Below are 13,772 nucleotides of genomic sequence, written 5' to 3' on the forward strand. Positions count from 1 at the left end.
CGCCCCGGACCCGGCACGACGGCTCAGACGAGGTCCGGGCGCACCCACTCCTCGCCGAGCACGTGCTCGGCGAGGAACGCGAAGATCGTCTCGTACCAGACCTTCGAGTTGCCCGGCGTGACAATCCAGTGGTTCTCGCTCGGGAAGTACAGGAACTTCGCGGGCACACCGTGCCGCACGAGGTCGAAGTACAACCGCTGACCCTCGCTGATCGGGACCCGGTAGTCCTTATCGCCGTGGATCACGAGCACGGGCGTCCTGACGTCCGCCACCCGCAGGTGCGGCGAGTTCGCGCGCACCCGCTCGTCCTGCGCCAGGGGGTCGCCCATCTCGCGAATCCAGTAGTACGAGTCGTCCGTGGTCCCGGTGAACGCGTCCAGGTGCCACAGCGACGCGTGCGTCACGATCGCCTTGAACCGGTCGGTCCGGGTGGCGATCCAGTTCGCCATGTACCCGCCGAACGACCCGCCCATGGCGGCCGTGCGGTTCTCGTCGATGTCGTCGCGCCCCACGGCGACATCGGTGATCTCCATCAGGTCCGTGTACGGCTTGGCGCCCCACGAACCCCAGCCGGCGCGCACGAAGTCGTACCCGTAGCCGGTGGACAGCGCCGGGTCCGGCAGCAGCACGGCGTACCCGCGCGCCGCCATCAGCCACGGGTTCCAGCGCCAACTCCACCCGCTCCAGCTCATCACCGGCCCGCCGTGCACCCACAGCAGCAGCGGTGCGGGACGGTCGGCCGAGGCGCCGGTGGGCAGCACCAGCCAGGCCCGCACGGTCCGCCCGTCGGCGACCGCGGTCTCGATCTCGGTCACCGTGCCGGGCAGCGACTCGACCGCGCCGGGCGCGGGCAGCGCCACCGCCGCCTGGTCCACGTCCGACGCCGACAGCCGCACCGGCCTCGGCGGGTGGTCCCAGGCGCTGCGCAGCGCGTAGACCGAGGCGCCGTCGGGGCTGACCCGCACGTCGGTGTACGCGCCGGACGCGGTCAGCTTCACGACCTCGCCGGAGGCCAGGTCGAGCTTCCAGATCGGCTGGTGGCCGCGGTGGCTGCTGGTGAAGTACAGCGCCGCACCGTCCGGGCTCACCACCGGGTGTTCCGGCTCCTCCGGGAAGTCCGCGGCGAGGTCCACCACGTCCCCGTCGAGCGGGATGCGGACGAGGGTGTTGGTCCACGGCTCGTCGGGCGTCGAGTCGAGCGTGCGCACCGCGACCACACCCGACGAGTCGGGCAGGAACACCGGCTGGAGGAACGAGTGGCCCTCGCGGTCGGCCAGCACGCGGCTCGACGAGCCGTCCGCGGCGGACAGCCGGAGCCGCACCCGCGAACCGTAGGCGGCACTCACCTCGACCCGCTCGGTGTGCACGACCCACCGGCCGTCCGGGCTGATCGCGGGCGAGTCGTCCAACCGCGCCGCCGCCCCGGGCGTCAGGTCGACCAGGTCCGCGGCCTGGTCGAGGCGCGGGCTGTCCACGTCGATCGGGGTCGTGGTGGTCAGCAGCCGCGGGAAGCCGGGGCCGAGGTCGGCGTCCCAGTACCGGATCGGGTAGGACTCGTGCAGGATCGCCGTCACGCCGGCGTCCTCACGGGCCTTGCGCAGCTCCTCGTCCTGCTCGCCGAACCCGACGCCGGGGTGCGCGCCCGCCGCCAGCAGCACGGTGCCCGCCTCCCGCGCGACCGCGAACTCGGCCACGCCGCCGGCGGGCCGGTACAGCTCGCGGGCCTCGCCGGTCGGTGGCAGCAGCCACAGCGCCGCCTTGTCCTTCTGCTTGCCGTCCGCCGGCGCGGCCTCCTGGTCGGGTCGCGCCGAGACGAACAGCAGCCCGCCGTCGGGCGTGAACGCGGGCGCGCCCTCGCCCTTGGCCCCGCGGGTCAGCCGCCGCGCCGGCCGTTCGCCGGCCGGGTCGACCTCCCACAGCGCGCCCTGCCACGCCTTGCCGTCGGGGGAGAGCTCCGACACCACCGCGACGAGCCTCGCGCCGTCCGGGGACAGCGCCAGCGAGGACAGCCGCGGCATGCCGTTGTACGAGGTCAGGTCCCCGAACCCGGCCTCGGTGATCGTGCCTGTCATTACGCCCCCTGTAGTGACCGGGTGAACTCCCACGCGTCGTTCACGATGCCGGCCAGGTCAACGCGCTCCGGCTTCCAGCCCAGCTCGGTGCGGGCCTTCTCGCTGGAGGCCACGAGCACCGCCGGGTCGCCCGCGCGCCGGGGCGCCACGTCCGTCGGGATCGGGTGGCCGGTCACCGCGCGGCACGCCTCGACGACCTGCCTGACCGAGAAGCCCAGGCCCATGCCGAGGTTGTAGATCCGGTGCTCGCCCGCCACCGCGTGCTCCAGGGCCAGTTGGTGCGCGTCGGCGAGGTCCACCACGTGGATGTAGTCGCGCACGCACGTGCCGTCCTCGGTGGGCCAGTCCTCGCCGTACACCTGGATGCGCTCGCGCTGCCCGAGCGCCACCTGGAGCACCAGGGGGATCAGGTGGGTCTCGGTGCCGTGCCGCTCCCCGAACCGCCGGTACGCGCCCGCCACGTTGAAGTAGCGCAGCGAGACGGCGGCCAGGCCGTGCGCGGCGGCGTAGGAGGTGATGGCGTGGTCGATGGCGAGCTTCGTCGCGCCGTAGGTGTTCGTGGGCCGGGTCGGCGCGCTCTCCGGGATCGGCACCTGCTCCGGCTCGCCGTAGGTCGCGGCGGTGGAGGAGAACACGAGCCGGGGCGTGCCGTGCTCGCGCATCGCGTCCAGCAGCCGCACCGAGGTGACCACGTTGCCGTGCCAGTACTTGGCGGGGTCCTGCATGGACTCCCCGACGAGCGACTTGGCCGCGAAGTGCAGCACGCCGTCGAAGGGGGCACCGTCGACGCCGGCGGCGAGCACGTCGCCGATCGCCTCGTCGATGCCCGCCTCGACCAGCCGGACGCCGTCGGGAACCGCGTCCGCGTGCCCGGTGGACAGGTCGTCGAGCACCACCACCTCGTGACCGGACTCCGCCAACCTGGCCGCGCACACGCTGCCCACGTACCCGGCACCGCCCGTGACGAGCAACCTCACCCTGCCGACCCCGCCTTCTCCTTGATGATGACCCGCAAACCCGCGCCGCCTCAGGCGTCGCGGCCCGCGCCCGCGGAGGGCACGGCGGTGAACGTCCTGGGGGTGGTCCAGCCCTTGCGGGCGAACGCGTCGAGCACCGCGGCCACGACCCCGTCGTGCCGCTCGACGGGCACCAGCGCGATGGCCGAGCCGCCGAACCCGCCGCCGACCATCCGCGCGCCCAGCGCGCCGGCGTCCACGGCGGCGTCCACCGCCGCGTCCAGCTCCGGCGCCGACACCCGGTAGTCGTCGCGCAGCGACGCGTGCGACGCGTCCAGCAGCGGACCCAGCTCGGCGAGCCGGTCCGCGCGCAGCAGCTCCACCGCCGCCAGCACCCGCTCGTTCTCGGTGACCACGTGCCGCACGAGCGGCCGCAGGTGCCCGGGCAGCCGGCCCAGCGCGCCGTCCAGTTCGGCGACGGGCAGGTCGCGCAGCGCGGGCAGGCCCAGCAGCCCGGCCGCCTCCTCACAGCCGGACCGGCGCGCGCCATAGCCGCCGTCGGTGTGCGAGTGGCTCGACCGCGTGTCCACCACCAGCACTTCCAGGCCCTGCGCGGCGGCGTCGAACGGCACCTGCTCGGTCGTGAACGAGCGCACGTCCAGGAACAGCACGTGCGCCTCGGTGCAGCACAGCGACGCGGTCTGGTCCAGCAGGCCCGTGGGGGCGCCCGCGAAGTCGTTCTCGGCGCGCTGCACCCAGCGCGCCACCTGTTGCAGGTCGTCGGCCGGCCGGCCGGCCAGGCCCAGCAGCGCGAGCGCGACCGCGCACTCCAGCGCGTGCGAGGAGGACAGGCCGGCGCCCGCCGGCACGTCGCCCGCGATCACCAGGTCCGACCCGCCCGTCAGGCCCTGCTCGCGCAGCGCCCACGCCACCCCGGCCGGGTATGCCGCCCAGCCGTCGACCAGGCCGGGCGCCAGGTCGGCGACCGCGACGGGCTCTGCCCGCTGCGCGCTGCCGTCGTCACCGAGCGTCGCCACGCGCAGCACGCCGTCGTCGCGTGCCGCCGCGGCCACCGCCGTCCGGTGCGGCAGCGCGAACGGCAGCACGAAGCCGTCGTTGTAGTCCGTGTGCTCCCCGATCAGGTTCACCCGGCCGGGTGCGGACCACACGCCCGCCGGGGCGGTCCCGTGCAGCCGCTCGAACGCCGCGGACGCGCGCTCCGCGGGCGCCGGGCGACCCGGTGCCCGCGGACCGGAGGTGGGACCGGGCGTCACCGGGCCTGCACCAGCACGGCGTGCGCCACGGCGGGGTCCAGCTCGGCGGTCGTGCCGTTGCCGCGCACCTGCACGAGCCGGGCGCCGCCCATCGAGTCGACCTCGACCGTGCCGCCCGGCACCACGCCGGCTGCCTTCAGCTCGGCCATCAGGCCCGGGTCGAGCTGCACGTGCTCGGCGATGCGGCGCACCTCGACGTGACCGCCACCGCGGCGGGCCACCTCGTCGATGCGCACCAGGTCCGCCTCGGCGGGCGGCGCGGGCTCGCCGTCGCCCAACTTGTCCAGACCGGGGATCGGGTTGCCGTACGGCGAGGTGGTGGGGTTGCCGAGCAGCTTGACCAGCTTGCGCTCGACCGCCTCGCTCATGACGTGCTCCCAGCGGCACGCCTCGCTGTGCACGTGCTCCCACTCCAGGCCGATGACGTCGACGAGGAGGCGTTCGGCGAGCCGGTGCTTGCGCATGACCGCGACGGCCAGGTTGCGCCCCTGCTCGGTGAGTTCGAGGTGGCGGTCGTCGGCGACGACCACGAGGCCGTCGCGCTCCATGCGCCCGACGGTCTGGCTCACCGTCGGACCGCTCTGGCCCAGCCGCTCGGCGATGCGGGCGCGCAGAGGGACCACGCCCTCCTCTTCGAGCTCGTAGATAGTGCGGAGGTACATCTCCGTGGTGTCGATGAGGTCGTTCACACCCGCTCCCCTTCGTATGGCGTCAATGCTAGTCGGCCGGTCACGGGTGCAGGATGGTGCCGTGCATCCACTGATCAGCACCGAAGACCTGGCGTCCGCGCTGGACAGCGCGCACCCCCCGGTCGTGCTCGACGTCCGCTGGCGGTTGGGCGGACCTCCGGGACGTCAAGACTACGAGGTCGGGCACGTTCCCGGCGCGGTCCACCTCGACCTGGACTCCGAGCTGGCCGCGCCGCCCGGCGCCGGCGGGCGCCACCCGCTGCCGGAACCGGCCGCGCTCCAGGCAGCGCTGCGGTCGGCCGGCGTCCGCGAAGGTCACCCGGTCGTGGTGTACGACGCCGCCGACGGGTCGGTCGCCGCGCGCGCCTGGTGGTTGCTGCGCTGGTCGGATCACCCGGAAGTGGCGGTCCTGGACGGCGGGTTCGCGGCGTGGACCGCGGAGGGCCGCCCGGTGACCGCCGACACCCCCTCGCCGGAGCCGGGCGACATCACGGTGCGCCCCGGCGCGATGCCGACCCTGACCGCGGACGAGGCCGCCGGGTTCGCGCGGAGCGGCGCGCTGCTCGACGCCCGCGCGCCCGAGCGGTACCGCGGCGAGGTCGAGCCGGTGGACCCGCGGGCCGGGCACATCCCCGGCGCGCTGAACGCGCCCACCTCGGGCCACACGTCCGGGGGACGCTGGCTCGGCGCGGACGCGCTCGCCGAGCGGTTCGCGGGTCTCGGCGTGGCCGGCGGCACACCGGTGGCGGCCTACTGCGGCTCGGGTGTGACGGCCAGTTCCGTCGTGCTGGCGCTGGAGGTGGCGGGGGTCACCGCGGCGGACGCCCCCGCGCCGCTGTACCCCGGCTCGTGGTCGGAGTGGTCGAACGACCCGACCCGACCCGCCGCGACGGGCGACACTCCCTGACCCGGGGGGCCGACGCCCGGGTCAGGGGAGTTCGACGCCCAGGACCCGGGCGTCGGGTCCGCGGTCAGGCGTTGGGGATCTTCTCGAAGCCCTTCGTGGCCAGCTTGAGGGCGATGGCGCACGGGTCGATCTCGTCGATCGGGGTCACGCTGGCCAGGAACGCCGGGGTGATCTCGTCCGGGTCGTCGGTCAGCATCACGATCACCGAGCAGTCGCCGCCGCTCTCCTTCACCTCGTACGCGGTGTTGCCGCCGACCTCGATCGTCCGCGCCTGACCCTCGTACTCGGCGAACGTCACCATGAACAGCACCACCGCGAACGGGTCCTCGGTGCTCTGCACGCAGCCCTTCTCGCCGCCCTTCGCGGCGCCGACGGCCGCGGCGACGTCCTCGGGCGTGAGGATGTCGCAGTCCTCGTAGCCCTCGGTCTTCTTCTTGGTGGTGATCTTCACGTCACCGCTCGGCTTCTTGCCCGACGTCTCCGGCGAGCCGGACGCGGTCGGCTTGGCGGCGCTCGTCCTGGTCGAGGAGGGCTTGCCGGAGGTGGTCTTCTCCGCGGCCGAACCACCACCGGCGGCTGCCACCGGCTTGCCCGTGACCGTGGTGGCGCACGCGGAGAGGCCGAGCGTGAGCGCCAGGGCCAACGCGGCCGTCAGGGCGGGGACTCGTCGCAGGTGCATGTCGTCTATGACCTCGTTCCGACGTGCGGGGTTCCATCCTCGATGGTCGCAATCCTGCCCGCCTCGTCACGCGAGACTCTAAGTGCACCCGGTGCGGCCCCACGGGCAGGGCGACCAACCTGTGATCACACGCCGGCAGGCGCCCTGGGTTAGGTTTCGGGCATGGACGCGGACAGGGGCAGGAAAGCCGCAGTCGTCTGGGACGAGTCCTTCCTGGGCTACGACCTCGGCGGCGACCACCCGCTCAACCCCGTGCGGCTGGACCTCACCGTCCGGCTGGCCACCTCGCTCGGCGTGCTGGACGGCGTGGACCTGATCCCGGCCGAGGCCGCCGCCGAGTCCGAGATCGAACGCGTCCACGAGCCGTCCTACCTCAACGCGGTGCGCGCCGCGCCCCTGGCGGGCTGGGACGTGGGGCACGGCCTGGGCACCGCGGACAACCCCGTGTTCGACCGCATGCACGAGGCGTCCGCGCTGGTCGTGGGCGGTTCGCTGACCGCCGCGCGGAAGATCGCCTCGGGCGAGGCGGACCGGGCGGTGAACATCGCGGGCGGCCTGCACCACGCCATGCGCGACCACGCGGCCGGGTTCTGCGTCTACAACGACTGCGCGGTGGCCATCTCGTGGCTGCTCGACCAGGGCTTCGAGCGGATCGCCTACGTCGACACCGACGTGCACCACGGCGACGGCGTGCAGGCCGCGTTCTACGACGACCCGCGCGTGCTCACCGTCTCGCTGCACCAGAACCCGCTGAGCCTGTGGCCCGGCACCGGTCGCCCCGCCGAGCTGGGAGGTCCCGGCGCCGAGGGCACGAGCGTCAACCTGGCCCTGCCACCCGGCACCGGCGACGCGGCGTGGCTGCGGGCGTTCGAGGCGACCGTGCCCGCCCTGCTGAGGGCGTTCCGGCCGCAACTGCTGGTCACCCAGTGCGGTGTGGACACGCACCGCGAGGACCCGCTGGCCGACCTGGCGCTCACCGTCGACGGCCACCGCGCCGTGTACCGGCGGCTGCGGGACCTGGCCGTGGAGGTGGCGGGCGGCAAGTGGCTCGCGCTGGGCGGCGGCGGGTACGAGCTGCTGCGCGTGGTGCCCCGCAGCTGGACGCACCTGCTGGCGACCGTGCTGGACCGGGACGTCGAGCCGAACGCGCCACTGCCCGCGGACTGGGTCGCGCACGCCTCGCGGCTCGCCCCGAACCGGCCGCTGCCGTCGTCGATGTCCGACGGCTCCGGGACCGGCTTCACCCCGTGGGGCGGTGAGGTCGACACCCCCGTGGACGTCGCGGTCCGCGACACGCGGAGGGCGCTGTTCCCGCTGCACGGCCTGGACCCCGACGACCCCAGGGACTGACCGTGGACGAGACCGCGACCGCTCCGGACCCGTACGACTACCCGCGGCACTGGGAGGCCGACGTCGTGCTCAGCGACGGCGGCACGGTCCACCTGCGCCCGATCACGCCCGACGACGCCGAGAAGCTGCTCGCCTTCCACGGCAGGCTGTCCGAGCGGACCCGCTACTTCCGCTACTTCGGCCCCTACCCGCGCATGCCCAGGCGGGACCTCGTCCGCTTCAGCACCGTGGACCACGCGGACCGCGTCGCGTTCACCGCGCTGCTCGGCGACGACATCGTCGCCGTGGGCCGCTACGACCGGCTCGGCGGCGGAGGTTCGGCCGAGGTGGCGTTCGTCGTCGAGGACGCGCACCAGGGCCGCGGGCTCGGCTCGATCCTGCTGGAGCACCTGGCCGCCGCCGCGCGCGAACGCGGGCTGAGCCGGTTCACCGCCGAGGTGCTGGCCGAGAACGGCAAGATGGTGCGGGTCTTCCGGGACGCGGGCTACAAGGTCAGCCGCGCCTTCGAGGAGGGCGTGCTGCACCTGGAGTTCGACATCGACCCCACCGAGGAGTCGCTGGAGGTGGCCCGCGCCCGCGAGCAGGCCGCCGAGGCGCGCAGCGTGCACAACCTGCTGCACCCCCGGTCGGTCGCGGTGATCGGCGCGTCCACGGACCGGACCAAGATCGGCCACGCGGTGCTGGCGAACCTGCTGACCGGCGACTTCAGCGGCCCGGTGTACCCGGTCAACGCCGAGCACCGGTCCGTGCGGGGCGTGCGCGCCTACCCGTCGGTGCTGGACATCCCCGACGACGTGGACCTGGCCGTGGTCGCCGTGCCCGCCGCGCGGGTCGACGACGTCATGGACGCCTGCCTCGCGAAGGGGGTCAAGGCGCTGGTCGTGGTCACGTCGGGGTTCGGCGAGACGGGGGAGTCCGGGCTGAGCGCCGAGCGCAGGCTCACCGTCGAGGCCCGCGCCCACGGCATGCGCGTCGTCGGCCCGAACGCCCTGGGCGTGCTCAACACCGACCCGGCCGTGCGGCTGAACGCCACGCTCGCCCCCACGCTGCCGGTCGCCGGCCGCACCGGGTTCTTCTGCCAGTCGGGTGCCCTGGGCACCGCGATCCTGGCGACCGCCGCCGAGCGCGGCCTCGGCCTGTCCACGTTCGTCTCGGCGGGCAACCGCGCCGACGTGTCCGGCAACGACCTGCTCCAGTACTGGGAGACCGACCCGGCGACGGACGTGGTGCTGCTGTACCTGGAGTCCTTCGGCAACCCCCGCAAGTTCGCCCGGCTGGCCCGCCGGCTGGGCCGCACCAAGCCGATCGTGGCCGTGAAGTCCGGCCGGCACGCCGTCACGCCGGCCCTCGCCGCGACCTCCGTGCCGGTGGACGAGGCGAGCGTGCAGGCGCTGTTCGAGCAGGCGGGGGTGATCCGGGTGGAGTCGCTGGCCCAGCTGTTCGACACCGCCCTGCTGCTCGCGCACCAGCCGCTGCCCGCCGGGCCCCGGGTGGCCGTGGTCGGCAACTCCACCGCCATCGGGCTGCTCGCCGCCGACACCGCCCTGGCGCAGGGCCTGGAGCTGGCGTGCGACCCGGTGGACGTGGGCTCGCAGGCGGGACCGGAGGTGTTCGCCGCGGCGGTGCGGGACGCCCTGGACAACCCCGACGCGGACGCCCTGGTCGTGGTGTTCGTGCCACCGCTGGCGGTGCCGGGCACGGCGTTCGCCCGCGCGCTGCGCGACGTCGTCCGGGACAACGCGACCAAGCCCATCGCCTCCACCTTCCTCGCCGTGGAGGGCGTGCCGGACGAGCTGGCCGTGCCCGGTCCCGGCGGCGCGCCCGGCCGCGGCTCCGTGCCGTCCTACCCGAGCCCGGAGCGCGCCGTGCTCGCCCTGGCCAGGGTCACCCGGTACGCGCGGTGGCGGTCCGCGCCGCAGGGCCGCTTCACCCGCCCCGAGGGCACCGACCGCGAGGCGGCCCAGGCGCTGGTCGAGTCGCTGCGGCTGGACGAGACCGGCGAGGTCCGGGTGGACGACGACACCACCGTGCGCCTGCTGGCCTGCTACGGCGTGGGGGTCGTGCCGTTCCGCGTGGTCGGCTCGGCCGACGACGCGGTGCGCGCGGCGGAGGAGCTGGGCTACCCGGTGGCGCTCAAGTCGACCGACGACCGGCTGCGGCACCGCACCGACCTGCTCGGCGTGCGGCTGGACCTGTCCGCCGAGGAGGCCGTGCGCAGCGCGTACGCGATGCTCGCCGAGGTCTCCGACCAGCGGGACGTCTACGTGCAGCGGATGGCGCCCAAGGGGATCTCCTGCGTGCTGGGCCTCCAGGACGACCCGTCGTTCGGCACGCTGGTCTCGTTCGGGTTGTCGGGGCTGGTCAGCGACCTGCTGGGGGATCGCGCGTACCGGGCCGTGCCGCTGACCGACGCGGACGCGGCGGCGCTCGTGCGGGCGCCCAAGGCCGCACCGCTGCTGGCGGGCTACCGCGGTGACGAGCCCGCGGACCTGCCCGCGCTGCAGGACCTCGTGCTCCGGCTCGCCGCGCTCGCCGAGGACCTGCCCGAGGTGCGGGAGCTGGCCCTGGAGCCGGTCCTGGCCAGCGCGGCGGGCGCCTACGTCAGCAGCGCGCGCGTCACGCTCGGTCCGCCGCCGTCCCGGCACGACACCGGTCCGCGCCGGTTGCGCTCGCCCGGCGGGGTGCGCTGACGCCGTCACCCGCGACACGACTTCGTTGCACGAACGTCACGCTTGACCGATCCGGTGCGGCTTATCTTCTTCGGCCTATGGACGGAATCCTTTTCCGCGCCTAGGTTCCGTCCATCCCGAGGAAGCTCGTGACAAGGGGAAGAATGGCTCTGGCACCGTTGCGCGCCCTCGTGGCGACGTGTTCCGCCGCGCTCGTCCTCATTTCGTGCTCCACCGGTGACGACACGACCCTCGCCGGCAAGGCGAGCGGTTCCGGCAGGTTGACCATCGCCGTCGCCTACGACCAGCCCGGCCTCGGCCTCCGCCGCCTCGACGGCACGTTCCGCGGCTTCGACGTCGACGTCGCCCGCTACGTGGCGAAGGAACTCGGTGTGGAGGAAGCCGGGATAACGTTCACCGAGGCATTGCCTTCGGAGCGCGAGAAGCTGCTCACGGAGGGCAAGGTCGACCTGGTGGTCTCCAGTTACTCCATCACCGAAAAGCGCGAGGAGGTCATCGACTTCGTGGGTCCGTACTTCCAGGCGGGACAGGACCTGCTCGTGCGGATGACCGACGTCCGGATCACCGGGCCGGAATCGCTCGACGGGCTGCGGCTGTGCTCGGTCGCCAACACCACGTCGGCCCAGTTCGTGCGCGACCAGTTCGCCCAGTCCGTCGAACTGGTGGAGTACCCCAACTTCAGCGACTGCGTCACCGCCCTGCTGGCCGAGCAGGTCGACACCATGACGACCGACGACGTGATCCTCGCCGGGTACGCCGCGCAGAACCCCGAGCTGCTGCGGGTCGTGGGCAAGCCGTTCAGCGAGGAGCACTACGGCATCGGCATGCGGAAGGGCGATCCCGCCAGCAAGGCGAAGGTGACGGAGGCCGTCCGGAAGATGATGGACTCCGGCGAGTGGCGCAGGTCGCTGGAGGCCAACGTGGGTGACTCGGGTTACGCCATCCCGGACCCGCCGAAGCTCGCCGGGTGATCTGCGACCCACTCCGTCAGCGGTCCGACCGGCGCGCGCACCTGCGTAGGCTCGCGGTGTGCCCGCATCGCATTTCGTGCCCCAGTACCGCGCGGACGGCCCCGTTCGCGCGGGCATCCCCGAGCACGGTCGGATACCGCGCTACTACGCGGTCAAGACCGAGCTGCTCTGGCTGGTGGACGCGCTGGGGGAGGGCTCCGCGCTGCCGTCGGAGCGGGACCTCGCCGAGCGCTTCTCTGTGTCGCGGGTGACCCTGCGCCAGGCGATCGGCGAGCTGGTGCTGGAGGGCAAGCTGCTCCGCCGCCAGGGCAGCGGCACGTTCGTCGCGCCGCCCAAGCTGGTGCAGCCGCTGTCGCTGGTCAGCTACACCGACGGCATGCGGCGGCAGGGCGTCGCCCCGGCGCGCAGCGTGATCACCGTGGAGCACCTGCCCGCGGACGAGGTGCTGGCGCGCGACCTGCGGGTGGAGCGCGGCGACGTGGTGGTCCACCTGGAGCGGGTGCTGCTGGCCGACGACGAGCGGATCGGCCTGGAGTCGACCTACCTGTCGGCGGCGCGGTTCCCGACGCTGCTCGACGTGTTCGACCCGACCACCTCGCTGTACGCGTGCCTGCGGGAACGGCTCGGCGTGGTGTTCGCCGAGGCCGAGGAGCGGGTGGAGACCGTGCTGGCCACGCCGCGCGAGGCGCTGCTGATCGGCACGAACCCGGCGTTGCCGATGCTGCTGCTGCACCGCGTGTCCCACGACGACGGCGGCAACCCGATCGAGCGGGTCCGCTCGCTCTACCGGGGCGACCGCTTCAGCTTCATGGCCCGGCTGCGCTCCGAATGACGGTTCGTTGGTCCACTGTGGACGGGAACTGCCGGGGGCCGGAAACTGAAACACCCGTTGTGCACCTGGGTCGCCAGACGCACAACGGGGAGATCGTTTCAGGCTGCGGCGGGGTCACCCGCCGGTACTGCCGCGTGTCGCCGCTCCGCCGCTAGACCGACAGCAGCCGGTCGAAGAACGAGCGGTAGCGCTTGAGGGCCTGGCGCAGCTCCTCGGTCTCGACCTGCGCGCCCTCCTGCCACTGGCCCTCAAGGGACCGCTTGTGCTCGGAGAACGTGGTGGCCAGCGACTGGATCACCTGGGCGACCAGTTCGTCGGCTCGCTGCACGGCCTCGCGCGGGTCGTCGACGAAGTCCGCCTGCAACGCGCGCCACTCGTCGCGGTAGCCGGTGGCGTCGTCGGTGGTGAACAGCGGGGAGTCGGTGGAGTCCGCGGAGTGCTCCACGGGCGCCCCGACGGCCCCGGCCGCGGTCTCGTCGACGAACTCGTCGCCGACGACCGGCTCGGCGTCGAGCCGCTCCTGGTCGGTCAGGTCCGGCTCGGCCACGTCGCGGTCGGCCGGCGTCTGCTCGACCGGCTCGCGCCCGTCGTACCGCTGCTCGTCACGCGCGTCGACACCGGTGTCGTAGGTGCCCGTGGCGTCCTGCTCGCGCCACTCGCGGCTCGTGTCCGCGTGGTGCCCCGTGCCGTCGTGGGTGTCGTGCCCCGTGGGGCCGTCGTGGTGCTTGTGCGGGGACGCGAAGTCCTCGGTGGTGAGGCGCTGCTCGGCCATCACCGCGCTCCTTCCCGGCGCTCGCCGTCCTGGCGGCTGCCCAGCAGATCCTCGAACAGGGTTCGGTAGTGGACCATCGCGTTGCGGAGGTCCTCGGTGGACGCCTCGCCGCGGTCCTGCCGCCGGCGGATCTCGTGCGCGTCCCGGTAGTGCCCGAGCGTGTTCGCGTGCTCCACGGACAGCAGCGACACCCGCTTCTCGTACCCCTCGGTGGGGTAACCGCGTTCGGCCATCAGGTCGGTGACCAGGCGGTCCGCCTGGCCCACCGCCGCCGACGGCTCGTCCACGAACTGCTCCTGGATGGCGGTCCAGCTGCGCGCGTAGGTGTCGCGAGCCCCGGGGTCGAGGGGACGCAGGTCGAGCTTCGCGTGCTCCCGCTCCCGCTCGGCCAGTTCGCGCTCCGCGGCGGTCCGGTCGCCCTTGCCCTCCAGCGCCCGGTCGTACTCGGGACCGAACTTCGAGCGCAACCTCTTGCGCTGCATGGAAGAACGGGCCATGAAGGCGACCCCGGCCACCACGATCAGGGCGACGACTATCAAGCCGATGACGACGCCGGTGGACATCTCTTGCCTCCTCAGGG

12 protein-coding genes are annotated in these 13,772 nt (G+C 73.6%); 5 read left to right on the forward strand and 7 right to left on the reverse strand.

What is annotated here, in order from left to right; genetic code table 11:
* Positions 1–23: 23 nt before the first annotated feature.
* From J2S66_RS36735 to J2S66_RS36750, 4 genes are read right to left on the reverse strand one after another with little or no spacing between them, the layout of a single operon-like run.
* Positions 24–2,072, reverse strand: coding sequence for a S9 family peptidase (locus J2S66_RS36735; protein ID WP_310314382.1), 2,049 nt, complete (start codon positions 2,070–2,072; stop codon positions 24–26).
* Positions 2,072–3,049, reverse strand: coding sequence for a UDP-glucose 4-epimerase GalE (gene galE, locus J2S66_RS36740; protein ID WP_310314385.1), 978 nt, complete (start codon positions 3,047–3,049; stop codon positions 2,072–2,074). The genes J2S66_RS36735 and galE overlap by 1 nt, the downstream gene beginning before the upstream one ends.
* A gap of 50 nt (positions 3,050–3,099) precedes the next feature.
* Positions 3,100–4,302 carry a galactokinase gene (gene galK / locus J2S66_RS36745; protein WP_310314389.1) on the reverse strand — a complete coding sequence of 401 codons (1,203 nt, stop codon included), beginning with the start codon at positions 4,300–4,302 and terminating at the stop codon, positions 3,100–3,102.
* Positions 4,299–4,991, reverse strand: a complete 693-nt coding sequence (locus tag J2S66_RS36750) for an iron-dependent transcriptional repressor DtxR (RefSeq protein WP_310314392.1) — start codon at positions 4,989–4,991, stop codon at positions 4,299–4,301. Before J2S66_RS36750 ends, galK begins: the two co-directional genes overlap by 4 nt.
* Before the next feature lie 61 nt (positions 4,992–5,052).
* Between J2S66_RS36750 and J2S66_RS36755 the strand changes: the two genes are divergently transcribed.
* On the forward strand, positions 5,053–5,898 hold the full coding sequence (locus tag J2S66_RS36755) for a sulfurtransferase (protein WP_310314397.1): 846 nt from the start codon (positions 5,053–5,055) through the stop codon (positions 5,896–5,898).
* 64 nt (positions 5,899–5,962) lie between these two features.
* On the opposite strand, the gene J2S66_RS36760 is transcribed toward J2S66_RS36755, so the two are convergent.
* Positions 5,963–6,577: a DUF3558 domain-containing protein gene (locus J2S66_RS36760; RefSeq protein ID WP_310314400.1), complete on the reverse strand. Its 615-nt coding sequence runs from the start codon at positions 6,575–6,577 to the stop codon at positions 5,963–5,965.
* A gap of 162 nt (positions 6,578–6,739) precedes the next feature.
* On the opposite strand from J2S66_RS36760, the gene J2S66_RS36765 reads away from it, so the two are divergent.
* The 4 genes from J2S66_RS36765 to J2S66_RS36780 all read left to right on the forward strand — a co-directional run bounded on the left by J2S66_RS36765 (position 6,740) and on the right by J2S66_RS36780 (position 12,420).
* Positions 6,740–7,927 carry an acetoin utilization protein AcuC gene (locus J2S66_RS36765; RefSeq protein ID WP_310314402.1) on the forward strand — a complete coding sequence of 396 codons (1,188 nt, stop codon included), beginning with the start codon at positions 6,740–6,742 and terminating at the stop codon, positions 7,925–7,927.
* A gap of 2 nt (positions 7,928–7,929) precedes the next feature.
* Positions 7,930–10,617, forward strand: coding sequence for a bifunctional acetate--CoA ligase family protein/GNAT family N-acetyltransferase (locus J2S66_RS36770; RefSeq protein WP_310314406.1), 2,688 nt, complete (start codon positions 7,930–7,932; stop codon positions 10,615–10,617).
* Positions 10,618–10,760: 143 nt separating this feature from the next.
* Complete coding sequence (locus J2S66_RS36775) at positions 10,761–11,588, forward strand: glutamate ABC transporter substrate-binding protein (RefSeq protein WP_310314408.1); 828 nt, start codon at positions 10,761–10,763, stop codon at positions 11,586–11,588.
* Positions 11,589–11,646: 58 nt separating this feature from the next.
* Complete coding sequence (locus J2S66_RS36780; protein ID WP_310314410.1) at positions 11,647–12,420, forward strand: GntR family transcriptional regulator; 774 nt, start codon at positions 11,647–11,649, stop codon at positions 12,418–12,420.
* Between the two features lie 151 nt (positions 12,421–12,571).
* On the opposite strand, the gene J2S66_RS36785 is transcribed toward J2S66_RS36780, so the two are convergent.
* Together J2S66_RS36785 and J2S66_RS36790 are read right to left on the reverse strand one after the other, a co-directional pair.
* Complete coding sequence (locus J2S66_RS36785) at positions 12,572–13,192, reverse strand: hypothetical protein (protein WP_310314414.1); 621 nt, start codon at positions 13,190–13,192, stop codon at positions 12,572–12,574.
* A complete protein-coding gene (locus J2S66_RS36790; protein ID WP_310314416.1) occupies positions 13,192–13,755 on the reverse strand; it encodes a hypothetical protein in 564 nt (187 codons plus the stop codon). Before J2S66_RS36790 ends, J2S66_RS36785 begins: the two co-directional genes overlap by 1 nt.
* Positions 13,756–13,772: the final 17 nt, after the last annotated feature.

The sequence above is a fragment of the Saccharothrix longispora genome (assembly GCF_031455225.1).
In the GTDB taxonomy this organism is placed as follows: domain Bacteria; phylum Actinomycetota; class Actinomycetes; order Mycobacteriales; family Pseudonocardiaceae; genus Actinosynnema; species Actinosynnema longispora.